Source organism: Pseudomonas fluorescens Q2-87 (assembly GCF_000281895.1).
Taxonomy (GTDB): domain Bacteria; phylum Pseudomonadota; class Gammaproteobacteria; order Pseudomonadales; family Pseudomonadaceae; genus Aquipseudomonas; species Aquipseudomonas fluorescens_S.
On sequence record NZ_CM001558.1, the window covers coordinates 966,166 to 992,993 of the forward strand.

At 60.0% G+C, this 26,828-nt stretch carries 27 protein-coding genes; 15 read left to right on the forward strand and 12 right to left on the reverse strand.

All coding sequences use genetic code 11. The features are described from left to right. Window positions 1-266: 266 nt before the first annotated feature. Entirely contained in the window at window positions 267-1,655 is a 1,389-nt protein-coding gene (locus tag PFLQ2_RS23280) for a PLP-dependent aminotransferase family protein (RefSeq protein WP_003178101.1), read from the forward strand. A gap of 75 nt (window positions 1,656-1,730) precedes the next feature. Here the strand turns inward: PFLQ2_RS23280 and PFLQ2_RS23275 are convergent, their stop codons facing one another. Further along, a complete protein-coding gene (locus PFLQ2_RS23275; RefSeq protein ID WP_003178103.1) occupies window positions 1,731-1,991 on the reverse strand; it encodes a YebG family protein in 261 nt (86 codons plus the stop codon). 291 nt (window positions 1,992-2,282) lie between these two features. On the opposite strand from PFLQ2_RS23275, the gene PFLQ2_RS23270 reads away from it, so the two are divergent. Next, on the forward strand, window positions 2,283-2,783 hold the full coding sequence (locus PFLQ2_RS23270; protein WP_003178104.1) for a phosphate-starvation-inducible protein PsiE: 501 nt from the start codon (window positions 2,283-2,285) through the stop codon (window positions 2,781-2,783). On the opposite strand, the gene PFLQ2_RS23265 is transcribed toward PFLQ2_RS23270, so the two are convergent. After that, the gene (locus tag PFLQ2_RS23265) at window positions 2,780-3,097 is read right to left on the reverse strand and encodes a DUF3509 domain-containing protein (protein ID WP_003178105.1); all 318 of its coding nucleotides are present in this window, start codon (window positions 3,095-3,097) and stop codon (window positions 2,780-2,782) included. The genes PFLQ2_RS23270 and PFLQ2_RS23265 overlap by 4 nt on opposite strands. Before the next feature lie 176 nt (window positions 3,098-3,273). Between PFLQ2_RS23265 and PFLQ2_RS27550 the strand changes: the two genes are divergently transcribed. Next, a complete protein-coding gene (locus PFLQ2_RS27550; protein ID WP_033045915.1) occupies window positions 3,274-3,558 on the forward strand; it encodes a hypothetical protein in 285 nt (94 codons plus the stop codon). Window positions 3,559-3,602: 44 nt separating this feature from the next. Next, window positions 3,603-4,013, forward strand: a complete 411-nt coding sequence (locus PFLQ2_RS23260; protein ID WP_003178107.1) for an HPF/RaiA family ribosome-associated protein — start codon at window positions 3,603-3,605, stop codon at window positions 4,011-4,013. A 203-nt stretch (window positions 4,014-4,216) separates the two neighbouring features. On the opposite strand, the gene PFLQ2_RS23255 is transcribed toward PFLQ2_RS23260, so the two are convergent. Further along, the gene (locus PFLQ2_RS23255) at window positions 4,217-5,092 is read right to left on the reverse strand and encodes an AraC family transcriptional regulator (RefSeq protein ID WP_003178109.1); all 876 of its coding nucleotides are present in this window, start codon (window positions 5,090-5,092) and stop codon (window positions 4,217-4,219) included. A 136-nt stretch (window positions 5,093-5,228) separates the two neighbouring features. On the opposite strand from PFLQ2_RS23255, the gene PFLQ2_RS23250 reads away from it, so the two are divergent. Continuing rightward, window positions 5,229-6,131, forward strand: coding sequence for a DMT family transporter (locus PFLQ2_RS23250; RefSeq protein WP_003178112.1), 903 nt, complete (start codon window positions 5,229-5,231; stop codon window positions 6,129-6,131). An 82-nt stretch (window positions 6,132-6,213) separates the two neighbouring features. Here PFLQ2_RS23250 and PFLQ2_RS23245 read toward each other — a convergent pair whose 3' ends face one another. The 4 genes from PFLQ2_RS23245 to norR all read right to left on the reverse strand — a co-directional run bounded on the left by PFLQ2_RS23245 (window position 6,214) and on the right by norR (window position 11,108). Further along, the gene (locus PFLQ2_RS23245; protein ID WP_003178113.1) at window positions 6,214-7,185 is read right to left on the reverse strand and encodes a 2-hydroxyacid dehydrogenase; all 972 of its coding nucleotides are present in this window, start codon (window positions 7,183-7,185) and stop codon (window positions 6,214-6,216) included. Window positions 7,186-7,396: 211 nt separating this feature from the next. Continuing rightward, the gene (locus PFLQ2_RS23240; protein ID WP_033045916.1) at window positions 7,397-8,146 is read right to left on the reverse strand and encodes a YkgJ family cysteine cluster protein; all 750 of its coding nucleotides are present in this window, start codon (window positions 8,144-8,146) and stop codon (window positions 7,397-7,399) included. A 225-nt stretch (window positions 8,147-8,371) separates the two neighbouring features. Then, window positions 8,372-9,274: a chemotaxis protein CheV gene (locus PFLQ2_RS23235; protein WP_003178115.1), complete on the reverse strand. Its 903-nt coding sequence runs from the start codon at window positions 9,272-9,274 to the stop codon at window positions 8,372-8,374. 280 nt (window positions 9,275-9,554) lie between these two features. Continuing rightward, window positions 9,555-11,108 carry a nitric oxide reductase transcriptional regulator NorR gene (norR, locus tag PFLQ2_RS23230; RefSeq protein ID WP_003178117.1) on the reverse strand — a complete coding sequence of 518 codons (1,554 nt, stop codon included), beginning with the start codon at window positions 11,106-11,108 and terminating at the stop codon, window positions 9,555-9,557. A 147-nt stretch (window positions 11,109-11,255) separates the two neighbouring features. On the opposite strand from norR, the gene hmpA reads away from it, so the two are divergent. The 7 genes from hmpA to cyoE all read left to right on the forward strand — a co-directional run bounded on the left by hmpA (window position 11,256) and on the right by cyoE (window position 18,887). Then, the gene (gene hmpA, locus PFLQ2_RS23225; RefSeq protein ID WP_003178118.1) at window positions 11,256-12,437 is read left to right on the forward strand and encodes an NO-inducible flavohemoprotein; all 1,182 of its coding nucleotides are present in this window, start codon (window positions 11,256-11,258) and stop codon (window positions 12,435-12,437) included. 318 nt (window positions 12,438-12,755) lie between these two features. Further along, window positions 12,756-13,265: a disulfide bond formation protein B gene (locus PFLQ2_RS23220; protein ID WP_003178120.1), complete on the forward strand. Its 510-nt coding sequence runs from the start codon at window positions 12,756-12,758 to the stop codon at window positions 13,263-13,265. 775 nt (window positions 13,266-14,040) lie between these two features. Continuing rightward, window positions 14,041-14,985 carry a ubiquinol oxidase subunit II gene (gene cyoA, locus PFLQ2_RS23215; protein WP_003178122.1) on the forward strand — a complete coding sequence of 315 codons (945 nt, stop codon included), beginning with the start codon at window positions 14,041-14,043 and terminating at the stop codon, window positions 14,983-14,985. A 3-nt stretch (window positions 14,986-14,988) separates the two neighbouring features. After that, on the forward strand, window positions 14,989-17,019 hold the full coding sequence (gene cyoB / locus PFLQ2_RS23210; protein WP_003178124.1) for a cytochrome o ubiquinol oxidase subunit I: 2,031 nt from the start codon (window positions 14,989-14,991) through the stop codon (window positions 17,017-17,019). A gap of 3 nt (window positions 17,020-17,022) precedes the next feature. Next, window positions 17,023-17,649: a cytochrome o ubiquinol oxidase subunit III gene (locus tag PFLQ2_RS23205; RefSeq protein WP_003178126.1), complete on the forward strand. Its 627-nt coding sequence runs from the start codon at window positions 17,023-17,025 to the stop codon at window positions 17,647-17,649. Then, window positions 17,650-17,988 (forward strand): cytochrome o ubiquinol oxidase subunit IV, encoded by a 339-nt coding sequence (gene cyoD, locus PFLQ2_RS23200; protein ID WP_003178128.1) that lies wholly within the window; start codon window positions 17,650-17,652, stop codon window positions 17,986-17,988. A gap of 11 nt (window positions 17,989-17,999) precedes the next feature. After that, complete coding sequence (cyoE, locus tag PFLQ2_RS23195; RefSeq protein ID WP_003178131.1) at window positions 18,000-18,887, forward strand: heme o synthase; 888 nt, start codon at window positions 18,000-18,002, stop codon at window positions 18,885-18,887. Between the two features lie 174 nt (window positions 18,888-19,061). On the opposite strand, the gene PFLQ2_RS23190 is transcribed toward cyoE, so the two are convergent. From PFLQ2_RS23190 to PFLQ2_RS23175, 4 genes are all read right to left on the reverse strand, one after another. Further along, window positions 19,062-19,766 (reverse strand): hypothetical protein, encoded by a 705-nt coding sequence (locus PFLQ2_RS23190; protein ID WP_003178132.1) that lies wholly within the window; start codon window positions 19,764-19,766, stop codon window positions 19,062-19,064. Window positions 19,767-19,905: 139 nt separating this feature from the next. After that, window positions 19,906-20,625: a DUF72 domain-containing protein gene (locus PFLQ2_RS23185; protein ID WP_003178133.1), complete on the reverse strand. Its 720-nt coding sequence runs from the start codon at window positions 20,623-20,625 to the stop codon at window positions 19,906-19,908. A gap of 8 nt (window positions 20,626-20,633) precedes the next feature. Beyond that, the gene (locus tag PFLQ2_RS23180) at window positions 20,634-21,647 is read right to left on the reverse strand and encodes a sensor domain-containing diguanylate cyclase (protein ID WP_003178136.1); all 1,014 of its coding nucleotides are present in this window, start codon (window positions 21,645-21,647) and stop codon (window positions 20,634-20,636) included. A gap of 140 nt (window positions 21,648-21,787) precedes the next feature. Next, the gene (locus PFLQ2_RS23175) at window positions 21,788-22,705 is read right to left on the reverse strand and encodes a LysR family transcriptional regulator (protein ID WP_003178137.1); all 918 of its coding nucleotides are present in this window, start codon (window positions 22,703-22,705) and stop codon (window positions 21,788-21,790) included. 98 nt (window positions 22,706-22,803) lie between these two features. Here PFLQ2_RS23175 and PFLQ2_RS23170 point away from each other — a divergent pair, with 98 nt between their 5' ends. Continuing rightward, window positions 22,804-23,979 (forward strand): aspartate aminotransferase family protein, encoded by a 1,176-nt coding sequence (locus PFLQ2_RS23170; RefSeq protein WP_003178139.1) that lies wholly within the window; start codon window positions 22,804-22,806, stop codon window positions 23,977-23,979. On the opposite strand, the gene PFLQ2_RS23165 is transcribed toward PFLQ2_RS23170, so the two are convergent. Next, window positions 23,945-25,186 carry an MFS transporter gene (locus tag PFLQ2_RS23165; protein ID WP_003178141.1) on the reverse strand — a complete coding sequence of 414 codons (1,242 nt, stop codon included), beginning with the start codon at window positions 25,184-25,186 and terminating at the stop codon, window positions 23,945-23,947. The two genes, PFLQ2_RS23170 and PFLQ2_RS23165, sit on opposite strands and share 35 nt — an antisense overlap. Window positions 25,187-25,291: 105 nt before the next feature. On the opposite strand from PFLQ2_RS23165, the gene PFLQ2_RS23160 reads away from it, so the two are divergent. Next, window positions 25,292-25,744 (forward strand): winged helix-turn-helix transcriptional regulator, encoded by a 453-nt coding sequence (locus PFLQ2_RS23160; protein WP_003178143.1) that lies wholly within the window; start codon window positions 25,292-25,294, stop codon window positions 25,742-25,744. A 137-nt stretch (window positions 25,745-25,881) separates the two neighbouring features. After that, window positions 25,882-26,619, forward strand: a complete 738-nt coding sequence (locus tag PFLQ2_RS23155; RefSeq protein ID WP_003178145.1) for an OmpA family lipoprotein — start codon at window positions 25,882-25,884, stop codon at window positions 26,617-26,619. Window positions 26,620-26,828 lie beyond the last annotated feature (209 nt).

The following is a 26,828-nucleotide window of genomic DNA, read 5'->3' on the forward strand; positions in this document are numbered from 1 at the left end:
GAATGAATTGAGTTGATTCAATAGCGCGGCGGATTGTTACCAGATATTTTTCTGCCATCAGAGTTCGTCGATGCTTTGTTTTAGCGATAACTGATTGATTTGCAGAAATTTAATCTCAGCTGAACATTTTTTCATGATGTCCTTAAAAACGATCCAATAATCGAATCAATCGACTCAATGCGCAGATTGTTTCGAATTATTAGTTGCCTAACCTCCATGTGATATGCTCGGATATTCATCATTTCTACGATGGGCAGTGATCATTCATGTGGGTTCCCCAGCTAAGCGAGTTCAGCCAGCCGATGTATTTATCGATTGCCGATGCGTTGGCGCGCGATATCAGCAACGGCGTGCTGAACGAAGGCGACCGCCTACCGACCCTGCGGGAGCTGGCCAATACCTTGAATGTCACACCAGGCACCATCAGTCGGGCCTACAGCGAGGCCCATCGGCGCCGGTTGGTGCAGGGGGAAGTAGGGCGTGGTACTTATGTGCTCAACCAGAAGCAGCTGGAGCTGCCGGCCAGCAACAGCGCCGGGCCATTGAACCTGGGGCAATCGGAGCTGCTGGATCTTTCGATCATCAAGCCGTACAGCGAAACCCTGGAGTACTGGTTGCGCGGCGCGTTGGTGGGCATGGCCAAGAGCACCGATTTCGCTCGCGCCCTGGATTACGCACCGGACGGCGGCCATCCGGCTCATCGGGAGGCGGGCGCGCAGTGGCTGCGCCACTCGTTGCCGGATGCACAGTGGCAACAGGTGGTCATTACAGCCGGAGCCCAGCACGGCTTGATGGTCGCGATGAGCGCCCTGACCAACGCTGGCGACCTGGTGCTCTGCGAAGCGCTTTGTTACCCCGGCATCATTTCCCTGGCCCACGGTCTCGAACGGAGACTGCGTGGTGTGCCGATGGATGAAGAGGGCATCATTCCCGAGGCGCTGCGCGAGCTGTGCCTGCGGGAAAAACCGGCGATGCTGGTCTGCGTGGCGACTTGCCAGAACCCGACGGCGGCGATCATGTCGCAAAAACGCCGGGCCCAGATTGCGGCGCTGGCGGAGGAATTCGATTTCATCATCCTGGACGATGATATCTATGGCTTCCTTGCCACCGATCCGTCGATCAAGCCGCTGTCGGCCTTTGCGCCGGATCGTTCGGTGTACCTGACCAGTCTGTCGAAGTCGGTCATGCCGGCGCTTCGCGTTGGCTACATCTACAGCCCGCCGAAGCTGCTATCACGCCTGACCTCGATGGTGCGAAGCAGCGTCTGGATGCCATCACCGTTGACCGCGCAACTGGCCAGTAACGTTATCACCGAGGGCCTGGACAAGAAGCTGATCCGCATCCAGCGCAACGAAGCCGCGGGACGACAGGCGATTGCCCAGGAAATCTTCTCCAATTTCGAACTCAAGACCCAGCCGTATTCGTATCACGTCTGGCTGACCCTGCCCGAACCCTGGACCAGTGACGAGTTCACCATGCTCGCCAGGGCCAACGGTGTGCTGGTGCTCAGCGGCACGCAGTTCCAGGCTGAGCGGTCGGGGACGACTCGTTGCGTTCGGCTGGTGCTGATGTCCCCTACCAGCCAGGACGAGTTGCGCTTTGCCCTGACCAAGCTGGCCAGCCTGATCGATTCAGACCCGCGTCGTTATTACTAAAAAAGATCGCAGCCTTTGGTAGCGCCTGCATGGTGCAAACATGCAAGCACTGCCAAAGGCTGCGATCTTCTTGGGTCATTCGCCCGGCGGATTGAGCAGTTCGGACAAGGCGTCCGGTTGGCTCTTGAACGCCTTGGCGAACACGTCACGATTCTTCGCCATGTAGATCCCGGCTTCTTCCACCTGTTGCTCGCTCAGCGATGGGACGGCTTTTTGCAACACCTCGGCCAGCAATTCGGCGAGTTCCAGCATTTTGTCATGACGGTCAGCTTCGGCTTTATCCATGAACAAGCGCTCCAGATCTCGGCTGCTGCGGTATACCACTTCGACGGCCATTCACCACCTCACATGCCTTCACATTGGTTGTCTTTGTGACTACTGTATTTATATACAGGCAAAAGGATAAGCGAATCCTCTTCCTTTGGATAGTGGCTTTTTAATGTAGACCGATTTCCAGGTTTGTCCCATGGGCAACTCTCCCCGCGAACGAGCCAGAAAAAACACAAAAGTGTCGGATGCGAGCTCATTGCCATCTCAGCCCTAGCCGCTGGCCTTTTTTCTGCATGCAGAACAACCGTCACGTCCAACCCGCATCATCCGGTCGAGTCGACCTAAGGAAACTACATCGTGAAAATCAACTGGGCCGAGAACCTGCGCCAGAACGTCCACCAGATGGCCGAGTCCCTGGGAAACCTGTTCGTCGAGACCTTTCACTACCTGGCGCTGTTCGCCATCGGTGCGGTCACTGCCTGGGCGGCGGTGATGGAGTTCCTGCAGATGATCGAGGCGGGGCACATCAAGATCGATGACATCCTGTTGCTGTTCATCTACCTGGAGTTGGGGGCGATGGTCGGGATCTATTTCAAGACCAACCATATGCCGGTGCGGTTTCTGATCTACGTGGCGATCACTGCACTGACGCGCCTGCTGATTTCCAACGTTTCCCACCACAATCCGCCGGACCTGGGGATCATTTACCTGTGTGGTGGCATCCTGCTGCTGGCGTTCGCGATCCTGGTGGTGCGCTACGCCTCGTCGCAGTTCCCCTCGGTGAAAGTCGAATCCCCGCACCGTAAGGTCGGCGCGGGTTCCAGTGAGCATGGCGAGGTGGAGAAGGGCGAAATCTAGAGGCCGGCGGCAGGGGATGACGAGCCCTGTGCCTGGGGTGGCGGCAGCTTGATGTTGTCGCCACCGGTCATTGCTTCGAGGATGGCCACGGCGCTGTGGCCCTGTTCGATGGCAATGCCGAACTGAATGCTTTGCACCAGGCGCCTGAGCCGTTCCGGGTCATTGCGCTGCTGGGCGCTGATCATGCGTTTGGCGACGATGCGCCCGCTCTTGGACAAAGTCAGCATGATGCTGCCGTCCAGGCCTTGGATGCTCAGGTTGATCTGATAATGCGGCGCAAAGGCCTCGGTAATAATCTGAAAAGGGTTGTCCATGATGCGTCACCGCCTGATTGAACGTGCAGTTGTTGACCGGCCATGATCGGAATTAGTTCGCAACACCGGACCATTGGCCATTCCATGATCGTGTTCATCTCAAGGTTCAGGATTGAACAGGCGAAATCAAAAGGAACGCAGCCTGCACAGTGCCTGGAAGAGAGTTAGCAAGTGGCATGCCGGAAAAACTGTCGGACAATGATCGCGGCACTTGGGCGTTGAACGCTCTGGAATGCGGCTGTTGTGGCTGCCCGTTTCGGGGCAATTACGCGGGGATGTTCGTTGACGGTGCGCCAGGAGACGGGGATTTGCGCGAACAAAGCGAGGCGAGGCAACTCCCGACATTAACAGCGCTTTTGACCGTTGTCCGGCTTTTTTTGCAAATCCATATTTATCTTTTTGAGGGGGTTGAATTGTTCTTCCGCCAGCCCGACTCTGTACTCAAGGGGCCGTTGCGCTAACGTCAATGGGCCCCTGGCGAGCTAGCCGAAATAAGGGATGAACTATGCAAATCCAAGTCAACAGCGATAACCATATTCAAAGCAGCATCCGACTGGAGGAGTGGGTACGTACTACCATTGAAAGCACGCTCGAACGTTACGAAGAAGACCTGACTCGGGTCGAGGTCCATTTAGGGGATGAGAACGGTGATAAGCCTGGCCCCCACGACCTGCGGTGCCAACTTGAAGCACGGCCAAAGGGCCACCAGCCGATTTCCGTGACGCACAAGGCCGACACGCTGGAGCTGGCGATCGAAGGAGCAGCCGAAAAACTGGAACATGCCCTGGAGCATCTGTACGGAAAACTGCGCGGCAAGCGCGGTGGGGTTACGGCGCCGACCGAATCCGCAGCCTTGGCCGACGCCATGCTGGAAGAAGAATTCCTGGAGAATGAACGGGCTGCGCTTCACGGCTGAAGCCTCGCTCATTTTAAATTCCTGACTGAAAAACGGGCCTGCACTTGCAGGCCCGTTTTGTTTTTGGGCGCAGTCTCCCGGACGGCTCGCTCCCACAATGGATCTTCGGCGGGCTTGAATTGTTTGTTCGACGCAGATTCCTGTTGGAGTGAACTTGCTCGCGATAGCAGTACCCGGGGCACTACGAATGCCAGCGCCGTCCGCTAGCGCAAAAACGCCTGCCGGTACTCCCCGGGCGTTGCGCCCAAGGCCTGGCGAAAGCGGTTGGTGAAATGGCTGGCGCTGGCAAACCCACAGGCCAGTGCTACATCGCCCACCGCTTGTTGCGTGTTGCGCAGCAGTTGCCGTGCCTGCGCCAAGCGCCTGGCCAACACATATTGATGAGGGGGCAGGCCGAAGCTTTCGCGGAACATCCTTGCGAAATGGTATTCGGACAACGCACACAACGCCGCCAATTGCCCCAGGCTGATCGCGTCCGCCAGATGGCTGTCGACATAATCCACCAGCATTCGGCGCTGATGTGCCGCCAGGCCGCCCTTGAGGCGAAGTCCTTGGCGCTGGCCGACCTGGCTGAGGAGCAAATGATCGAGCAGATCGTGGGCCAGGCTGGTGGTCAGGAGGCGTTCGCCGGGCTCGTCCCAGTTCAGGGCGATCAGCTGGCGAAAACGTTGAGCCTGTTGCGGGTCGTCGAGAAACGTTCCCTCACGCAGTTGCAACTGTCGGGGTTCACGGTCCAGCAGCGTGACGCAGCCGAGGGCGAATTGTTCGGGGCTGAAATACAGATGGGCGAGACGGATGTCGCCGTTGATGACCCAGGCCGACTCATGCCCAGCCGGCAAAATGCAGAGTTTGTCGGGAGCGCCGGTGGTGTCGGGCTGTTCGCGGCGAAACGTGCCGGTGCCGCCGGCGATATAGCAAGACAGCGTATGGTGGGTCGGCGCCTCGTAGTCTCGGGCGTCATGATGGTTGCTCCACAAAGCGGCCGCCATGCCGTCTCCGAGCTCGGCGCTATGCTCCAGGCGAGCATTGGGCGAACTGTTGAGGGCTTGAAAGACTTGCAAGTTTTGCAGTGTGGGCATGATCGGTTCTCTCCAGACCGAATCCTACTCCGTCCTTCGGCCGCTGCCAGCCTGCAACCCGACAAAACCGCAAGTTTACGCAAGTGCCGGTTGGGCAACGGCGTGACACTGAGGGTCATTGTCAGGAGCCGTCACTATGAACCTCTCGTTGTACCTGCTCACCGTGCTCATCTGGGGCACCACCTGGATTGCCCTGAAACTGCAGCTTGGCGTTGTCGCCATCCCTGTGTCGATTGTCTATCGCTTCGGCCTCGCCGCCCTGATTCTGTTTGCGATGCTGCTGCTCAGCCGTCGCCTGCAGGTCATGAACCGGCGCGGCCATTTGATTTGCGTGGCCCAGGGCTTGTGCCTGTTCTGTATCAACTTCATGTGCTTCCTCACCGCCAGCCAATGGATTCCCAGTGGGTTGGTGGCGGTGGTGTTTTCCACGGCCACGCTCTGGAATGCCCTCAATGCCCGGGTGTTTTTCGGCCAGCGGATAGCTCGCAACGTGTTGTTGGGTGGCGCCTTGGGGTTGCTGGGGCTGGCGCTGCTGTTCTGGCCGGAGCTGGCCGGTCACAGCGCGAGCCCGCAAACGCTGCTCGGGTTGGCGCTGGCACTGCTGGGAACGTTGTGTTTTTCGGCAGGCAACATGCTCTCGAGCCTGCAACAGAAGGCCGGGCTCAAGCCGTTGACCACCAATGCCTGGGGCATGGCCTACGGCGCGACGATGCTGGCGGGGTGGTGCATTTTCCAAGGCATTCCCTTCGACATGGAATGGAACACGCGTTATATCGGCTCGCTGTTGTACTTGGTGATCCCGGGTTCGGTGATCGGCTTTACGGCCTACCTGACGCTGGTGGGGCGCATGGGGCCGGAGCGCGCGGCGTATTGCACCGTGCTGTTCCCGGTGGTGGCGTTGAACGTCTCGGCGTTTGCCGAAGGTTATCAATGGACCGCGCCAGCGCTGCTCGGGCTGGTGCTGGTGATGCTGGGTAACGTGCTGGTGTTTCGCAAACCGCGGCCGCTGGCAGCGAATGGCGCGCTGGGTGCCCGCTGAGACATGACCTGTGATGAGGGAGCTTACTCCCTCGCCACAGGGGTGTGGTCTCGTGATGAATGGCAACAATCCGCCGGGCGGCTTATTTCCAGACTTGCGGGTTGACCAGGTTCTGCGGTCGTTCGCCCATCAAGGCGCTTCGCAAGTTTTCCAAGGCGAGGTTAGCCATGGCCTCACGGGTTTCATGGGTCGCCGAGCCGATGTGCGGCAAGGTCACGGCGTTTTTCAGCTGGAACAGCGGCGAATCGGCCAGTGGTTCTTTCTCGTAGACGTCCAGCCCGGCGCCGCGGATGCGGTTGTTCTGCAAGGCTTCGATCAGTGCCGGCTCGTCAACCACCGGACCACGAGAAATGTTGATGAGAATGGCGCTTGGTTTCATCAGGGCCAATTCGCGCTGGCCGATCAGATGGCGAGTTTTCTCGCTCAGTGGCACCACAAGGCAGACGAAGTCGGCTTCGGACAGCAACTGATCCAGTTCGCGGAACTGTGCGCCCAACTGGTTTTCCAGTTCGGTCTTGCGGCTGTTGCCGCTGTAGATAATCGGCATGTTGAACCCTAGCCGGCCACGCCTCGCAATCGCCGCTCCGATATTACCCATGCCGACAATGCCCAGCGTCTTGCCATGCACGTCGCTGCCGAACAACTGCGGGCCGACGGTGGCCTGCCATTGCCCGGCCTTGGTCCAGGCGTCCAGTTCAGCGACGCGGCGAGCGCTGCTCATCAGCAGGGCGAAGGCCAGGTCGGCGGTGCTTTCGGTGAGTACGTCGGGGGTATTGGTGAGCATGATCCCGCGTTCATTGAAGTACGCCAGGTCATAGTTGTCGTAGCCCACCGAGACACTGGACACCACTTGCAGCTTCGTCGCGTTTTGCAGCTGCTCGCGGCCAAGCTTGCGGCCGACGCCGATCAGGCCATGCACATGAGGCAGTGCTTCGTTGAACTGCGCGTTGATGTCGCCTTTCGACGGGTTGGGCACGATCACGTCGAAGTCCTGTTGCAGGCGCTCGATCATGGGCGGTGTGATACGACTGAAGGCGAGTACGGTTTTTTTCATCGTGCAAGGCTCATCTGCAGGGAATACCAAGCACGCTAACATTCCTGACGAGGGTTAGGCGAGACCGAAGCGTAATCAGCGTGCCGCGGATTCCATTTGTGGGAGCGGGCTCGCCCGTGAAGACGGTCTGACATTCCAACATCAATGTACGCTGCCCCGACACCTTCGCGAGCAAGCTCGCTCCCACAGGATGTTCGCAGTCTTCAGGAATTTACGCCGCCCGCAGCGAAATGAACGCGTAATTAACGGGGTCTTCGCAGACGACCCGCGCACCACTGGCCAGGACCTGTTCAGCGACGTCGTCACCGGAAAGGTGGAACTGCCATTCACTGGCCTGCGGCTCCAGCAGTTGCAAGCGGACCTGGTCGATGGCCATGGCGAACGCTGTCATATCGGGTAAATAGGCGGTAAAGCCGTCGCCCTTCAGCGCGGTGGTATGGATCCCCAGGGATGCGCAGATACGTTCCTTCAACCCGATGTCCTCACGGTCGGCCTGGCGCGAGCGTTCGATCAGGCGCGCCAGTTCCGCATCGACCAGCTTGCCGCCGAGGATCAGTTGCGGGCCGGTTTCCCACGATTCCGGCGGGCATTCCTTTACGGCGATGTTGAGGGGAATGTGCGGGTTGATTTCCATCGGATAGATACGGCACACCAATGGCCGGCGCTCATAGATGCGGCACAGGTTCTCTTCATCAAGGTTGCGGCAACGACCTGCGTTATAGGCGGCGAAGGTGATGGCCACGAGGGCTTCGGTGGTACCGCTGTGAACCACTGCCGAGCGGCGCTCGGCATGTTCGCGTTGCGCTGTCGGCAGGCCAAGGCCGTTGGGCAGGAAGGCTTCCACCAAGACAATCACCTGGCCGCCGTCTTCAGCCCACATCCGGGCCTCGTCGAGCGTCAGGGGAACGTGGTGATCGCTGCAGCATTTGCCGCACCCTACGCAAGAAAACGTTGTGTTCATTAATCAACCGATCGCATGAGGCTGGAGAGTGGCGACAGAAAAGCGCCGTGGTGAGCGGGCGAAGCAAGTTATGCGCCACTCATCGGGCGATGGCCGGGCGGGCAGCAGGACCGGACGAAGCCTGCGGTCCTGATCTCTCCTTGGGAATGAGAGTGTCAGAAAAAATCGCAGCCTCGCTCGGCCGCTGCTAAAGGCTACAGCGGGGCTACAGCAGGACAGCGGGCCTTAGTGGCCTTGCTCGGCGACAGCCTTGGCCGCCGTGATCAGGCATTTGGTCAGTTCAGGCGAGGAGAACTTGGTCAGTACTCCGTTGGCGCCGGCCAAGCGGGCTTTTTCACTGTTCATGGCACTGTCCAGCGAAGTGTGCAGCAACACGTAGAGGTGGGCGAAGTCCGGGGTTTCGCGCAGGGTTCGGGTGAGCGCGTAGCCGTCCATCTCCGACATTTCGATGTCGGAAACGATCAGGTTGATCTGTTGTGCCGTGCCTTGCAGGTCCAGCAGGCATTCGATGGCTTCCTTGGCGCTGCGGGCGGTGTGGCATTGCAGGCCCAGGTTGCGCAAGGTGTAGACCGACTGCTGCAGTGCGACCTGGCTGTCATCGACCACTAGGATTCGTGCGTTGCCCAGCACTTCGGCGTCTTCCATGCTCAGTTCGGTCGGCGCGGTTTCGATCTGCGCCGGGGCGATACCGTGGATGACCTTCTCGATATCGAGCACTTGCACCAACGTGCCGTCCACCGAGGTCACGCCGGTGATGAATGCGCGCACGCCGCCTGAGCCATACGGCGGCGGTTTGATGTCGGTGGTCAGGCAATGGACAATCTTGCTCACTGCCTGCACATGCAGGCCCTGCTTCGAGCGGCTGACGTCGGTGACGATCAGGCACCCGCCGTCCGGATCCTCAAGTGGACGTTCGCCAATGGCGCGGCTCAGGTCGATGACCGACAGCGATGCCCCGCGCAGGGTGGCGATGCCTTTGACGTGCGGATGCGACTCCGGCAGCCGGGTCAGCGGCGGGCACGGAATGATTTCACTGACCTTGAGCAGGTTGATTGCCATCAGCTTGCCGCTGCGCAAGGTAAACAGCAGAAGCGAAAGTGAATCTGCGCGGGCTTTGTTGGAAGACATAAAAACCTTCTGTGGAAAAAAGGTGGGGCGAGCCTGGAGATCGCCAAAACAGCTTTTGATATTGGGTTATCGACTTGTTGGGGGCAGGCTTTAGGGCGAATCCTGTCGATGCTCGGTTCGTTGCTCCAAGATGCCTATGGTGAAGTCGCTTTTGTGGCGAGGGAGCTTGCTCCCGGCTGGAGTGCGAAGCGCTCCTGCCAGTGGTGTGATTTCGAGGTTTACGACCGCTGCGCGGCCGAGCGGGAGCAAGCTCCCTCGCCACGGGAGAGCGCACAAACAATCATTTAAGCCCCAGCCGCCGCGCCATCCGCCCCAGGTTTGCCCGATCCAGCCCCAGCTCCCGGGCGGCGCTGGCCCAGTTGTGCTGGTGACGCTCCAGGCTGGCAGTGATGAGCTGACGCTGGAACGCATCCACTGCTTCGCGCAGATCCCCCGACACGGACGGCATGGCAGGCCCTGGATCGACGGAAGGCATTGGGTTATCCACAAGAGGCCGTGGCAGATCGAGTTCCTGGGCGCTGAGGCTGAGGATTTTCGGGCGCACCGCGCACCTGCCCAAGGCCTTCAAGGCGCTGCGGCCGATCAGGTGCTCAAGTTCACGCACATTACCCGGCCAGTCATAGGCCAGCAGTGCGGCCTGAGCATCACTGGTCAGGCGCAGGCTGCCCAGGCCCATGCGCGATCGATTCTGTTCCAGGAAGAAACCACTGAGCAGCAACACATCCCGTCCACGATCGCGCAGCGCCGGCACCTGCAACGGATAAACACTCAGGCGATGATAGAAGTCGGCCCGATAACGGCCGTTACGCACTTCTTCGGCGAGGTCACGATTGGTCGCCGCGATCAGGCGCACATCGACCCGGTGTTCCTTGTCCGAGCCCAGGCGTTGCAACTGGCCGCTCTGCAGCACACGCAGCAATTTGGCCTGGACGGTCAGCGACAGCTCGCCCACTTCATCGAGGAACAACGTGCCACCGTCGGCCAGCTCGAACTTGCCGCGACGTTCGTTCGTGGCCCCGGTAAAGGCGCCCCGTACATGACCGAAGAGTTCACTTTCCACCAGCGTTTCCGGCAAGGCGGCGCAATTGAGGCTGATCATCGGCTGTTCGGCGCGTTTTGACGCGGCGTGAATGGCCTGGGCCACCAGTTCCTTGCCCACGCCGGTTTCACCGGTGATCAGCACTGTCAGGTCGCTGCCGCCCACCAGGTTGATTTCCTCGACCAGGCGTTTATGGGCCTTGCTCTGGCCGACCATGTCGCGGTGTTGTTGGCCGCTGGCCTGGCGGTAGACCTCGGCGCGACGGTGCTCGTCTTCGGCTTTCAGGGCCAGGCGGTCGATGCGTTCGGCAGCGCTGACCGTTGCAGCGGCGAGGCTGGCGAAGGCTTGCAGGGCATTGAGGTCGATGGGTTCGAAGCGCTCCGGGTCCAGCGAGTCAAGGGTCAGCAGGCCCCAGGGCCGCTCGTCGACGAACAGTGGGCAGCCCATGCAGTCGTGGACTTCCAGATGCTCGTCCAGGCCCTCGACCAACCCGTCGTAGGGATCGGGCAGGTCGCTGTCGGCGGCGAAGCGCGTGGGGTGCGGGTTGGCCAGCAGGGCTTCGAAGCGCGGGTGTTCGCTGACTTGGAATCGTCGGCCCAGGGTGTCGGTGCTCAAGCCGTCCACGGCCAATGGCACCAGGCAGTCCCCGTCGAGGCGCAACAGCGCCGCCGCGTCGCAGGGCATGAGGGCGCGCAACGTGCCAAGCAAGCGACGATAGCGCTCGCCTTCAGGCAGTTCGCGAGATAAATCGGCCACCAGCGGTAGCAGCGAGGTCAGCAGAGCGGTTGCGGTCATAAAGACTCCATGTAGTCTGGATGACTATAACGTTATCGAAGTCTTAATGACTACATTGTCGTTAACATATTGATAATAAAGGGTAAAAAACCTGGCATGGAAACTGATAAGACTTATGCATCTGTTAACACGCCAGGAGTCACCCTTATGCTCAGTCGGGAAGAACGCGCCATCATTCGCTCCACCGTGCCATTGCTGGAAAGCGGTGGGGAAGCGCTGATCACTCACTTCTATCGCATGATGCTGTCCGAATACCCAGAGGTACGCCCGCTGTTCAACCAAGCGCACCAGGCCAGTGGCGATCAGCCTCGCGCCTTGGCCAACGGTGTATTGATGTATGCGCGACACATTGACCAATTGGACCAGTTGGGCGACCTGGTGGCGAAAATCGTCAACAAGCACGTCGCCTTGCAGATCCTGCCGGAGCATTACCCGATTGTCGGTACATGCCTGCTTCGGGCGATTGCCGAGGTGCTGGGCGAAGAAATCGCCACGCCCGAAGTGATTGCCGCCTGGGCGGGCGCCTATAACCAGTTGGCCGATATCCTGATCGGTGCCGAAACCGGCCTGTATGACAAGAAGGCTGCGGCACCGGGAGGCTGGCGCGGTGAGCGCGAGTTCATCCTGACGGCCAAGGTGCAGGAAAGCTCGGAAATCACCTCGTTCTACTTCGAACCGGAGGACAAGGGTCCGATCCTGGTGGCCGAGCCGGGGCAGTACATCGGTATGAAGCTGGTGCTGGACGGCGAGGAAGTACGCCGCAACTATTCGCTGTCGGCCCTGGCGGACAACGGCCAGTACCGCATCAGCGTCAAGCGCGAACCGGGTGGCCGGGTGTCGAACTACCTGCATCATCATTTTGAAGTCGGCAGCCGCATCCAGTTGTTCCCGCCGTCCGGGGACTTCTATCTCACCGCCAGCGACAAGCCGTTGGTGTTGATCAGTGGTGGCGTCGGCATCACTCCGACCCTGGCGATGCTGCAAGCGGCGCTGCAAACCGAGCGGCCGGTGCATTTCATCCACTGTGCGCGCAACGGCCGTGCCCATGCCTTCCGCGACTGGATCGACGGCCTGGCCGAGCGGCACCCGCAGCTCAAGCGCTTCTATTGCTACGACGAAGACGATGGCGTGAGCCCGACGGCTGACAGGGTAGGGCTGTTGAGCCAGGAGCAACTGGCGCAATGGCTGCCGGAACAGCGCGACGTGGACGCTTACTTCCTCGGACCGAAGGGCTTCATGGGCGCCGTCAAACGTCACCTCAAGGCCTTGGGCGTCCCGGACCAGCAGAGCCGTTACGAATTCTTCGGGCCGGCGGCGGCACTGGAGTAAGACGTCGGTACATCCAACCTCAATGCAAACTGATCCACCGCTTTCGCGGGCAAGCCCGCTCCCACAGGGATCTGCGCAAGTCTGATGCCAAGCGCTGCCTCCTTGTGGGAGCGAGCTTGCTCGCGATGGCGGCAGCAGGTCCATCCCTGTCCAACTGCCAGCATTAATCCGCACTTAACCCTCCTCCTGTTTATTCCCTTCAATGTTGGCGGCAGCCGCTCGTTCACTGTCACGGTCAGCGTGTAGACTTCGGCCATCCGATAGCGCGCCGGGTGTCACAAGGCTGCGCGTCGATCCATGCAGACATAGGAAAACGCAATGAATGAGCAAATGACGCGGTTGGGCCGTGAGCGGCGCTATCTGGTTTTGCTGGGGGTGATCTGCCTAGCGCTGATCGGTGGTGCGCTGTACATGCAAGTGGCCCTGGGTGAGGCTCCGTGCCCGCTGTGCATCCTGCAGCGCTACGCCCTGTTGCTGATTGCGCTGTTCGCCTTCATCGGCGCGGCCATGCGCAGCCGTCGCAGCCTGACGATTTTCGAAGGCCTGGTGGTGCTCAGCGCCCTGGCCGGTGCCGCTGTGGCGGGGCACCACGTGTATACCCAATTCTTTCCGGCGGTCAGCTGTGGCATCGATGTGCTGCAACCCATTGTCGATGACTTGCCGCTGGCAAAGATTTTCCCGCTGGGTTTCCAGGTCGATGGTTTTTGCTCCACTCCCTACCCGCCGATCCTGGGCCTGTCCCTGGCGCAATGGGCCTTGGTGGCCTTCGTGCTGACTGCCGTGCTGGTGCCGCTGCTGGTGTCGCGCAACCGCAGAAACATACGCTGAGACATCACAATGAAACGCCCCGGTTTTCTTCTTGAAGACCGGGGCGTTTTGCGTTTCAGTGTCGGGCCGGATCGGCCTTGATCCGAGACAAGAACGGTCTGCGACAATGTGCGACATGTTGTCACACATCTTGCGCCCTACAGCCTTTCTGAAGCCGAATAAACCTCTTCTACTGTAATAAAAAATTGTCTGGTTTCGAGAAACCTGCATCACTTGTAGCAGGCATTTTTAACAGCGAAGCGCTGAACCGCGAAGGCCCCGTAAAATGGGCGCTTGCGCGCAAAAGAAGTTCATCTCGCATGCACCAGGCTGTCTAAATCGGGCGCAGTAGGCCTACGTTTTTTTGGGGTTCTTGTTGAGAATCTATTTCGATAAGATGCTGGCCTGGCGTGATAGCGGCGAAGGATTATTGCCGGATTGGAGAGAAATTATTTCGGGATGAGACATGGTCTACAGCGTCTCAGCTCACTACAATCGCCCGCACCGATTTTCCGACCCGGCTCAAGCTTGAGCACGAGAGTGGTTGAAGGGCGCCAGCGCCCCATGCGACCCCAGGTGTCGGTGCCTCCAACTACCCGCACCAAATGGAATTGGGCTTGAACTAGGCCTTTGACCAACGAATAAGAACTCACTGCTGGCCCAGGATGTGTTGAACAGCGTCTGACGTTCGACGGGCAGCCCTTATTCAATCCAAGAAAATGCCAACCCTTGGCAGGGTGAAGTGTTGGCGATCAAAACCCAACTGCATTGCGCAAGCTGCTTTAGAGGTCGTGAGATGAGTAAAAACAGGTACCCCCGATTACTAGGCTTGTTGCCGCTGCTCGGCACGTTGCTGCTGTCAGGCTGCAACATGACCTTGCTCGATCCCAAGGGCCAGGTCGGCCTGGATGAACGAAACCTGATCATCACCGCCACGCTGCTGATGTTGCTGGTCGTTGTGCCAGTTATCGTCATGACTTTCCTGTTCGCCTGGAAGTACCGCGCCACCAACACCAAGGCCACCTACACGCCGAAGTGGTCGCATTCGACCAAGATCGAAGTGGCCGTGTGGACCATTCCGGTGCTGATCATCATCGCCCTGGGTTACGTCACCTATAAATCGACCCACGCGCTGGACCCGTACAAGCCGCTGGAATCCGACGTCAAGCCGATCACCATCGAAGTGGTCGCCCTGGACTGGAAGTGGCTGTTCATCTACCCGGAACAAGGCATTGCCACGGTCAACAAGATCGTGTTCCCGGCGCATACACCGATCAACTTCAAGATCACTTCGGACGCCGTGATGAACTCGTTCTTCATCCCTGCTCTGGGCGGCCAGATCTACGCGATGGCGGGCATGCAGACCAAGTTGCACCTGATCGCCAACCAGAACGCTGAAATGGACGGTATTTCCGCCAACTACAGCGGCGCGGGTTTCACTGGTATGAAATTCAAAGCGATCGCAACGACTCAGGAAGATTTCGACGCCTGGGTCAGTGAAGTCAAAAAGGCACCTAAACAGCTTGAACAGGCTGAATACGCAGCCCTTGCCAAGCCGAGCCAGAACAACCCAGTCGAACTCTATTCCTCGGTCACGCCGAACCTGTTTCAGATCATCGTCGATAAGTACGAAGGCATGAAGCCGGGCAAGCCTATGCACCACGAGAAGAAAGAGCACGAAGTGGCCGCGATGGAAGGGATGGACATGAGTTCGCATTCAGCTGCCGGGGCAGAGGAGTAAACGATGTTTGGTAAATTAAGTTGGGAAGCGATCCCGTTCCACGAGCCGATTGTCATGGTGACCCTCGCCATCATCGCACTCGGTGGCCTGGCGCTGTTCGCCGGTATCACTTACTTCAAGAAGTGGACCTACCTGTGGACCGAGTGGCTGACGTCGGTCGACCACAAGAAAATCGGCGTGATGTACATCATCGTCGCCATGGTCATGCTGCTGCGCGGCTTTGCCGACGCCATCATGATGCGGACCCAGTTGGCCATGGCCACCGAAGGTTCGCCTGGCTACCTGCCACCTGAACACTATGACCAGATCTTCACCGCCCACGGTGTGATCATGATCATCTTCATGGCGATGCCATTCTTCACCGGCCTGATGAACCTTGCGGTGCCGCTGCAGATCGGTGCGCGTGACGTTGCGTTCCCGTTCCTGAACTCGTTGAGCTTCTGGCTGCTGGTATCCGGCGTGGTGCTGATCAACCTGTCCCTGGGCGTTGGCGAGTTCGCCAAGACCGGCTGGGTTGCCTATCCGCCGCTGTCGGGCCTGCAATACAGTCCGGGCGTGGGGATGGATTACTACATCTGGGCGCTACAGCTATCTGGATTGGGGACAACGCTGACGGGGGTCAACTTCCTGGCCACCGTGGTGAAAATGCGCACCCCGGGCATGAAGCTGATGGACATGCCGATCTTCACCTGGACCTGCACCTGGGCCAACGTACTGATCGTCGCTTCCTTCCCGATCCTGACCGCTACCCTGGCTTTGCTGACGCTTGACCGCTACATGGATTTCCACATTTTCACCAATGAACTGGGTGGGAATCCGATGATGTACGTGAACCTGTTCTGGGCTTGGGGTCACCCTGAGGTGTACATCCTGATCCTGCCGGCGTTCGGTATCTTCTCCGAGGTCATCTCGACCTTCTCCGGCAAGAAACTGTTCGGCCATCACTCGATGATCTACGCCAGCGGCGCGATCTCGGTACTGGGCTTCATGGTCTGGCTGCACCACTTCTTCACCATGGGTTCGGGCGCCAGCGTCAACGCCTTCTTCGGCCTGGCGACGATGCTGATTTCGATCCCGACGGGGGTAAAGCTATTCAACTGGCTGTTCACCATCTACCAGGGCCGTCTGCGTTTCACCAGTCAGGTGATGTGGACCCTGGGCTTCATGGTGACCTTCGCCATCGGCGGCATGACCGGTGTGTTGCTGGCCATCCCGGGTGCTGACTTCGTGTTGCACAACAGCCTGTTCGTGATTGCGCACTTCCATAACGTAATCATCGGCGGCGCTGTATTCGGCTACATCGCAGGCTTTGCCTTCTACTTCCCGAAAGCGTTCGGCTTCAAGCTGCACGAAGGCTGGGGCAAGGCAGCGTTCTGGTTCTGGATCACCGGCTTCTTCGTCGCGTTCATGCCGCTCTATGTATTGGGCTTCATGGGCATGACCCGTCGCCTGAACGCCACCACCAACCCTGAGTGGGTGCCGTACCTGTACGTCGCCATGTTCGGTGCGGTGATGATTGCCGTCGGTATCGCCTGCCAGCTGATCCAGTTGTACGTCAGCGTGCGCGACCGCAACAAGCCAGAGAATATGTGCGAACACGGCGACCCGTGGAATGCCCATACCCTGGAATGGTCGACCTCTTCGCCACCGCCGTTCTACAACTTTGCCGTGCTGCCGAAAGCGGACGTCATCGACCCGTTCACCGAGGCCAAGGAAAACGGCACCGCGTACCAGGCCCCGGCCAAGTACGAGCCGATCCACATGCCTAACAACACCGCCACCGGTGTGGTCATGGGCGCGCTGTTGACCGTGTTCGGTTTCGCGATGATCTGGCACATCTGGTGGCTGGCCATCGCCAGTCTGGTCGGCACCGTGGTGTATTTCGCCATCCATGCCGCCCGTGACGATCAGGGCTACATGGTGCCGGTGGATGTCATCGAGCGCATCGAAGCCGAGCAGCACAAACGCCTGGTAGCGGCCGGGAAAGTCCCAGCCACCGCCACCCGTGTTGAAACCTCGTTGGAACAGGCTTAAACCATGTCGAACTTAGTGACCAATGTTGGACACGCCCATGGTCATGACCATGGGCACGATGACCATCACCACGACTCGGGCGAGATGACCGTATTCGGTTTCTGGCTCTATCTGATGACCGACTGCATTCTGTTTGCGTCGATCTTCGCCGCCTACGCGGTGCTGGTTAACAACGTCGCCGGTGGCCCGTCGGGCCACGACATCTTCGAGCTGCCATACGTACTGGGCGAAACCGCTCTGCTGCTGTTCAGCTCGATCACCTACGGCTTCGCCATGCTGGCGTTGTTCAAAGGCAAGAAAACCCAGGTACTGGGCTGGCTGGCCATGACGTTCCTGTTCGGTGCCGGCTTCATCGGCATGGAAATCAACGAGTTCCACATGTTGATTTCCGAAGGCTACGGCCCTAACCGCAGCGGCTTCCTGTCCGGGTTCTTCACCCTGGTCGGCACCCACGGCCTGCACGTGACCAGCGGCCTGATCTGGATGGCGATCATGATGTACCAGGTCCAGAAAAACGGCCTGACCGCTACCAACAAGACGCGCCTGAGCTGCCTGAGCCTGTTCTGGCACTTCCTGGACGTGGTGTGGATCTGCGTATTCACCGTTGTTTATCTGATGGGGACCCTGTAAATGGCTAACGCTCATTCCCATGATGGCCACGACGACGCCAGCCACGGCAGCGTCAAGTCCTACGCCATCGGCTTCATCCTGTCGGTGATCTTGACCGTCATTCCGTTCGGCCTGGTGATGTACCCATCGCTGCCCAAGAGCCTGACGCTTTGGATCGTTTTGATCTTCGCTGTGGTCCAGGTCCTGGTCCACCTGGTGTACTTCCTGCACCTGGACCGTTCCGCCGCCCAGCGTAACAACGTGGTCGCGTTTGTCTTTGCCGCGATCGTGATCGTCCTGCTGGTCGGCCTGTCGTTGTGGATCATGTTCAGCATCCACACCAACATGATGGCGCACTGAGGAAAGTCCGGATGTCCTTAAAGCACTTTATCCAAATCACCAAGCCGGGGATCATTTTCGGTAACGTGCTTTCTGTGGCAGGCGGGTTTTTCCTGGCCTCGAAAGGGCATGTCGATCTGGCCATCTTCCTGGCGGCCATGATCGGCACTTCCCTGGTGGTGGCGTCCGGTTGCGTGTTCAACAACTGCATCGACCGTGACATCGACATCAAGATGGAGCGCACCAAGAACCGCGCGCTGGTACAGGGATTGATCCCGGTACAACTGGCCCTGGCGTTCGCCACGGTGCTGGGCGTGGCCGGTGTCGCGCTGCTGTACTGGGTGGCCAACCCGCTGGCGGCGCTGTTCGCGGTGATCGGTTTTGTCATCTACGTCGGCCTCTACAGCCTGTACCTCAAGCGCAAGTCGGTGCACGGCACGCTGGTGGGCAGTCTGTCGGGGGCGATGCCGCCGGTGATCGGCTACGTGGCGGTGAGCAACAGCTTCGACATGGCTGCGCTGACGCTGCTGGTGATGTTCAGCCTGTGGCAGATGCCGCATTCCTATGCCATCGCGATCTTCCGCTTCAACGATTACTTGGCAGCCTCGATCCCGGTACTGCCGGTCAAACGCGGCATCCGCGTGGCGAAGAAGCACATCCTGCTCTACATCCTGGCCTTCCTCGTGGCGACCTTGATGCTGACTTTCAGCGGCTACGCCGGCATGAGCTACCTCGCCGTCGCCGCCGCCATGGGCATGTACTGGCTGTACATGGCCTGGACCGGCTACAAGGCCGTGGATGACACCGTCTGGGCACGCAAGCTGTTCGTGTTCTCGATCTTCACCATCACCGCCCTGAGCGTGATGATGTCCCTGGATTTCAAGGTGCCAAGTGAGTTGTTGCTGACTTACGCGCCTTAAGCTCCAGACGCTGTAAAAAAAGCCCCGCCTTCGAGAGAAGAGCGGGGCTTTTTCACTAATATTCCTGTGGGAGCGGGCTTGCTCGCGAAAGCGGTGGGTCAGTCGAGTTGATGTTGACTGACACGGCGCATTCGCGAGCAAGCCCGCTCCCACAGGGGGAAAGTCAACTTGGGCTTATTGCTGGGCGATGCTGTAGCCGTCGAAGGCCGTTTTTTGTTGCAGGGCGGTGACGATGCTTTTGCGGGTGACGGGTTGTTCGGTGCCGTCGTTGTCCAGGAAGGTTTCGCTTTCCAGCTCGGCTTCTTCGCCTTCGCCTGCAAAACTGAAACCCAGGAACTCGAAGGCCTCGCGGTCGACGTTCGGCTTGGAGCGAGGTGTGCGCAGGGGCAGGGTGACGCTGATGCCGTCCTTGCTGATGACGAATACCTCGGCTTCTTTCTTGGCCCGCGAGGCTTTTCCCTTGCTGCCGCTCGGGTTGCTGATGGCCTGGTGGGTCTGGTTCAGCACCTTCAGGGCCAGGCCATAGACCAGTTCCTGGAAGGCCGGGTCGTCCTTGTAGCTGGAGAGGATGCGGCTGATGGGGAAGCGGCTGCCCAGGTCTTCCAGCGCCGCGAAATCGGCGGCTTCGGCGTCCTTGAGTTGTTTGAGCTGGCCCATCAGTTCGTAGGCCTTGTCGTCGTCGAACGCATCGTGGGCCTGGCGGATGGCGTTGCGCAGTTCGCGGATCTGGTCGCTTTCGCGGTTCGACTGGAACGCATCGAGGACCATCTCGCTGATGTTCTTGGCCTGGGGCAGATGCTGTGAAAGATTGATGGAGTTTTCGTATTCCGCTTTGGACGACAGGGTGACTACGGATTCAGCGGTGTTGGAATCGGACATTGAAATTTCACTACTTCTGTTAGCTGGATGAGGCGAGAAAGGCATTGAGCTTTTTTCCGGCCGCCTAATCTATTGGACGCGAGCGATGTTGTCACGGTCGGACCGGCAGCCGGTGACCGATTGTTGCCGTTGTCAGGCGTCAGGCGTGCATCAGTGCCAGCAATCGCAACGCATCGGCCGTCGCGGCGCCGCTGGCGGTGTTGTCGAAAATGCACCAGGTGGGCGTGTCCGGGTCGCTCTTCAATCGCTTGGCGAATGGCTCCAGCCAGTTGTCTTCGTAAGGCGAATAGTAGATCCGCGGCGAGCCATGCAACCGGTAGTAACGAATGCCGGGCCAACCTGCGGGCTGATCGCCACCGGGCAAGGGCGAGGGATCGGCGCCGACGCGACCGATGCGCAGGTTATGCAGCAGCGCCGACGCCTGGGGCGCAAGCCAGCTCGGATGCCGTGGCTCCAGCACCGCATGGCCTTGATAGCGATCACGCAAGATCCTGAAAAACGCCCCGGCCACCGCGTCATCGAAGGCCAGAGACGGCGGTAGTTGGATCAACAGGCAGCCGAGCTTTTCTCCCAGCAGCGAGCATTGTCCCAGGAACTCATCCACCAGCCCTTCGCAATCGAGCAGTCGTCGTTCGTGGGTGATTATCTTCGGCACCTTGACCGAGAACCGAAAGTCCGGCGGTACGCTGTCCGCCCACTTCGCATAAGTGGCGGGACGGTGGGGGCGGTAGAACGAGCTGTTGATCTCCACGGCTGGCAAACGGGCGCTGTAGCGCTGCAGATGCGTTCCCTCGACAGGGAAGGCCGGCCATTGGTCGCGGGGAAGCGACCAGCCGGCGCAGCCCAGGTAAAGATGCATGGTTTCGCTCATTCGCAAATGACGTTCTTGCCCGCCAGCTTGGAGCGATACAGCGCCTGGTCAGCCCGGTGCAGCAATCCCGCCTGTTGTTCATCCTCGAAGCGCTGGACCACACCAAAACTCATGGTGATCTGAAAATCGCCAACCGGTAGCAGGTCGGACAGGCTCCGGCGAATGGTTTCGGCCATCAGGCTGGCGTCGGCCAATGTGGTGTTGGGCAAAATCATGATGAATTCATCACCGCCCCAGCGCACCAGCAAGTCGCCGTCGCGCTCGCAGCGTTTGACCGCCTGCACCACTTGCACCAGCGCTGCGTCGCCGAAAGCGTGGCCGTAACGATCATTGATGTCCTTGAAATCGTCGACATCCATGGCGATCAGCGACAAGGGCTCGCGAAAGCGTTGGGCGCGCTCGCAGGCCAACGGCAGCGCTTGCTCCAGGCGATAGCGGTTGGCGACCCGGGTCAAGGCGTCGGTCTCGGCGAGCCTGCGGTTCTCGTCGAGCTGGATCTGCAACTGATGGTTGACCCGGGACAGTTCGCGGGTGCGTTCGTCGATGATGGCTTCCAGGGACTTGTTGCGCCGCTCCAGTTGTTCGAACAGGCGTTTCTTGTCGTCGATGCTGCGATGGGCCCCGATCATGCGGGCCACCGTGCCGTCAGGATTGCGGGCGATGATGTAACCGCGATCTTCGATCCAGATGTAGGAACTGTCCTGCGTGCGGCAGCGGTATTCGGCCTGATAGCCGTGGGATCGTTGTTCCAGGTAGTCGTCGAACAAGGCCATGACCCGTGGATAATCCTCGGGGTGGATCACGCTTTCCCAGGTCAGCACGGTGTTGTCCAGCGTGTGTGGCAGATAGCCCAGCATCGTGTACCAACCGGGGTTGCGGTAGACGAACCCGGTGTTGGCGTTCCAGTCCCAGATGCCATCGCTGACCAGTTCCAGAATGGTATGCAGCACGCCTTCGTCCAGATCGGACAAGTCGAACCGCAACATATCGATCTTCGAGGCATCCCCCATCATTGTTTCCTCAATCAGCCTTGATATCAAAATGCTCGTCCAAGGATGAAGAGTAGCCGATGGGGCTGGGCGCCACTAGCGGCGCAGGTGTACGGTCCCAAGCCAATGCTGTCGCGGGTGGACAGCCCCTTGCGGCGACATCAATTGGTTGCGAGTTGAGGCTTCCCCCATTTCTCCAACGCAAAGTCGACAAAGCTGCGCAACTTCGGCAAACGGTAGCGATCCTGGGCATACATCAGGCTCATCGGGCGATGGGGCAGTTGATAATCCTGCAGCAGTGCTATCAGCGCTCCATCCTTGAGGTCCTGCGCCACCAGCGCGTCGGGCAGCATCACCACGCCCATGCCGGCCTGGGCCGCGCGATGCAGGCCCGCGGAACTGTTGATCAGCATCGGCCCGCTCACCGGCACCTTGATTTCGCCTTCCGGACCGTTGATCGGCCATTGGTCCTGGGCGAAGCGCCACTCGTCGCCTGCCAGATAGGCGAACGACAGGCAGTCGTGCTGTTGCAGGTCGGTGGGTTTTTGCGGGATGCCTCGTCGTGCAAGGTAAGCCGGGGCGGCGCAGGCAGTCAGGGTGTAGTCCATCAAGGGGCGGGCGATCAGCTTCGAGTCGGGAAGGCCGAGACGGACGGCAACGTCGAAGCCGTGGTCGAGCAAGTCCAGGCGTTGATTGGTCAGCACCACGTCGAGCTTGACTTGCGGGTAACGCTGGCTGAATTCGGCCAGGGCCGGCGCCAGGCATTCAGTGCCGAAAGTCAGCGGCGCGGTGATGCGCAGGGTGCCGGTGGGCTCGCCCTGGGTCTGTTCGGCCAGGCGCTCGGAATCGGCCACCAGCCCCAGCACTTCCAGGCAGCGCTGGTAGTAAGCCGAGCCAAATTCAGTCAGGCGCTGACGCCGGGTCGTACGGTTGATCAGGCGCATGCCGAGGCGTTGCTCCAATGCGCGGAGGTGATTGCCCACCATGGTCGTGGACATTTCGCACGCCTGGGCAGCCGCTGTCAGGCTGCCGGTCTCCACCACCTTCACGTAAACGGTCATTGCCTGGAATAGATCCATTATCAAGCTCGGCTTTTAAATGATTGAAGTAAAGCAGCGTTTATCCAGCAGCAGTGGCTAACCATACTGGAAAAAACCACCCGATGGAGCTTGATGCCATGACCGCTGCCTGCCTGATGACCACTTACCAACCCTTGGCGCTGAACTTCACCCACGGGTTGGGCACGCGCCTGTGGGATCAGGACGGCCGTGAATACCTCGATGCGGTGGCAGGTGTGGCGGTGACCAACGTCGGACACTCGCACCCACGGCTGGTGGCGGCGATCAGCGAGCAAGCCGGCCTGTTGCTGCACACGTCCAACCTGTACAGCATCGATTGGCAGCAGCGGTTGGCGCACAAGCTCACCGAGCTTTCAGGGCTGGAGCGGGTGTTTTTCAATAATTCCGGGGCCGAGGCCAACGAAACCGCATTGAAACTGGCGCGCCTCTACGGCTGGCACAAGGGCGTCGAGCAGCCTTTGGTGGTGGTCATGGACAATGCGTTTCACGGGCGCACCTTGGGCACCATGTCTGCCAGTGACGGCCCGTCGGTGCGGTTGGGTTTCAATCGGCTGCCCGGGGATTTCATCAAGGTACCGTTCGGCGATCTCGCGGCATTGGAACAAATACAGCAGGCCCATGCGGAACGCATCGTCGCCGTACTGGTGGAACCGATCCAGGGTGAAAGCGGCGTACAGCTGGCGCCGCCGGGCTATCTTCAGGCCTTGCGCGAGCTGTGCACCCGGCGGGCCTGGCTGCTGATGCTCGATGAGATCCAGACCGGTATCGGTCGGACCGGCCAGTGGTTCGCCTTCCAGCACGAGGGCATCGTGCCCGATGTCATGACCCTCGCCAAAGGCTTGGGCAACGGTGTGCCCATCGGTGCCTGCCTGGCGCGGGGCAAGGCTGCCGAGCTGTTTACGCCCGGCAGCCATGGCAGTACGTTCGGTGGCAACCCGCTGGCCTGTCGGGTCGGCTGCACGGTGCTGGACATCATCGAGGAGCAAGCGTTGGTGGACAACGCCAGGCTCCAGGGCGAGCGGCTGATGAGCCGGCTGCGGACCGAACTGGCGGACAACCCGAATGTGCTGGCGATTCGCGGCCAGGGATTGATGATCGGTATCGAACTCAAGCAACCGGTCCGCGACTTGACGCTTTGTGCCGCCCGGGACCATGGCCTGCTGATCAACGTCACACGGGGCAAGACCATCCGCCTGCTGCCGCCGTTGACCATAGACGAGCGCGAGGTGGAGATGATCGTCAGAGGTGTGAGCCGCTGCCTCGCACAGCAATGAGTTCGGTCCAGGCCCAATACACCAGGGCCGACGCGCTGATCGACGCGCCCAACAGGCACACCGCGACCCAGCCCCACTGGGCATAAACCTGGGTCGCGGCGGCAGCGCCCAAGGCGCTGCCCACGGAGTAGAAACACATGTATGCGCCCACCAGGCGGTTTTGCGCGTCAGGGCGTGCGGCGAAGATAAGGCTCTGGTTGGTGACGTGCACTGCCTGCACGGCGAAATCCAGGGCAATCACCCCGACAATCAGGGCCAGCAATGAAAACTGCGCGAACGCCGTGGCCAGCCACGACAGCGTCAACAATGCCAAGGCGACGCCGGTGGTGCGTTGCCCGAATCCCCGGTCGGCCCAGCGTCCGGCCTTTGAGGCGGCCAGTGCGCCGGCCACGCCCGCCAGGCCGAACAAGCCGACCTCGGTATGGGACAGCGACAGCGGCGGGGCGCTGAGTGGCAGCACCATGGCCGTCCATAACACGCTGAATGCGGCAAAAATCAGTAAGGCCAATACGCCCCTGACCCTTAAGGTGCGTTCCGTGATGAACAGTTTGAACAGCGAGCCGATCAGCGTCGGATAGGACACGCCGGGCCTGGGCGTGTGGGTCGCAGGCACGGCGATGGCGAGTACAACGGTCAGCGTCAACATCAACCCCGCCGAAACGAAGAACACGGCGCGCCAGCCCGCCAGGTCTGCGATGACTCCCGATACCAATCGGGCCAACAGGATGCCCAGCACCACCCCACTGGTGACCGTGCCCACAGCTTGCCCCCGCTGTTGCGGTGAGGCGAGGGTGGCTGTGTAGGCAACAACGACCTGCACCAGCACCGCCATCATCCCCACCAGGACCATCGCGCCCAACAACATCGGCCACTTTCCGGCGCATCCCGCGACAACCAGTGCCACGGCTGACAGCAGGGCCTGGCACAGCATCAAGCGCTTGCGATCGAGCAAGTCCCCCAGGGCAACGATGAACACCAGGCCCACGGCATAGCCCACCTGGGTCGCGGTCACCACGACGCCTGCCAGGCCCGGGGAGACCTGCAGGCTTTCAGCGATGGCGTCGAGCAGCGGCTGGACGAAATAGACGTTCGCCACGGCCAGTGCGCAGGTGACGGAAAACAGCAGCGTCAACGAGCGGCTCAGCCTGGGGGCATGAATCGGGGATGAATGTGCGACGGCTTCGGCGGATTGCGTCTCTGAGATCATGAGCCCTCCTTGGTTAAAACAGGTTTTGTTTTGAAACTGGTTGTTTGATTTCTAGCTGTTTCGGTTTTAATCTGCAACCAGTTTTTTCAACCAAGGGAGAGCGAAATGACACAGCAGGCATTGGCGGGCAAAGAGGAGTGCCCCGTGGCCCGGGCGGTTGAGGTCATTGGTGATCGCTGGTCACTGCTGATCATTCGCGACGCCTTTGACGATGTGCGCAGGTTCAGCGAATTCCAGAAGAACCTTGGGCTGGCGAAAAATATTCTCGCCTCGCGCCTCAAGGCGTTGGTTGAAGTCGGCGTGTTCGAGACCAGGCCCGCCTCCGACGGCAGCGCCTACAAGGAATACGCGCTGACGCAGAAGGGCCGCGAAGTTTTTCCCATCGTGGTGTCGATGCGTCAGTGGGGTGAGCGGCATTTGTTCGAGGTCGGAGAAACCCACTCGGTATTGCTGGATAAGGAGCATGATGAACCGATCGCACCACTCGAGGTGCGTTCTGCCAACGGCAGGAAACTCGAGCCAGGCGACTGCCATCGTCGCCGGGTGAGCAAACCCTGAGCGATGCGGTTCCTGATTGTAAGTTCTAGGTAAACGCAGCGCAGCGGGTGGAATTTTTAATCTTTATCGCGTTCCAACGCCCGCCAGAGTCGATTGTCTACACCCTGGCACTTCAGACTGAAAACCAGGAGCATTCCATGTTCACCTCGCGTCGCTTGATCGTTGTCGCTACCGCTGTGGCCTTGTTGTCCGGCTGCGCGTCGCCTAACCCCTATGACAATCAGGGGCAGGCCTCCACGGAATCTTCCGGCATGAGCAAGACCGCCAAGTACGGCGGCCTCGGTGCCCTGGCCGGCGCACTGGCCGGTGCGGCCATCGGTCACGATAACCGTGGCAAGGGCGCGTTGATCGGCGCTGCGGTCGTGGGGGCTTCGGCGGCCGGCTACGGCTACTACGCCGACCAGCAGGAAAAGAAACTGCGCGCCAGCATGGCCAATACCGGCGTTGAGGTTCAGCGCCAGGGCGATCAGATCAAACTGATCATGCCCGGCAACATCACCTTCGCCACCGACTCGGCGAACATCGCGTCCAGCTTCTACCAGCCGCTGAACAACCTGGCCGGCTCCCTCAAGGAGTTCAACCAGAACCAGATTGAAATCGTCGGCTACACCGACAGCACTGGCAGCCGCCAGCACAACATGGACCTGTCCCAGCGTCGTGCGCAGAGCGTGGCGACTTACCTGACATCCCAAGGCGTGAGCGGCGCCAACCTGTCGGCCCGTGGCGCCGGCCCGGACAATCCGGTGGCCAGCAACGCCGACGTCAATGGTCGCGCGCAGAACCGTCGTGTCGAGGTCAACCTCAAGGCGATCCCCGGCCAGCAATATCAGGGGGCGCCGCAGCAGCAGGGGCAGACTTACCAGCAGTACCCTTGATTGCTGCGCTGTAAATGAAACGGGGCCATGGAAACATGGCCCCGTTTTTTTGTGGCTGCCGCCACCCCTGCCTAGTCCGGGGACATGGTTTACACACAACCTGTGGCGAGGGAGCTTGCTCCCGCTGGGCTGCGCAGCAGCCCCAAAATCATTCACCTCGGTCCCCCTGGCACACCGCGTTCGCTGATTAGGGACTGCTGCGCAGTCCA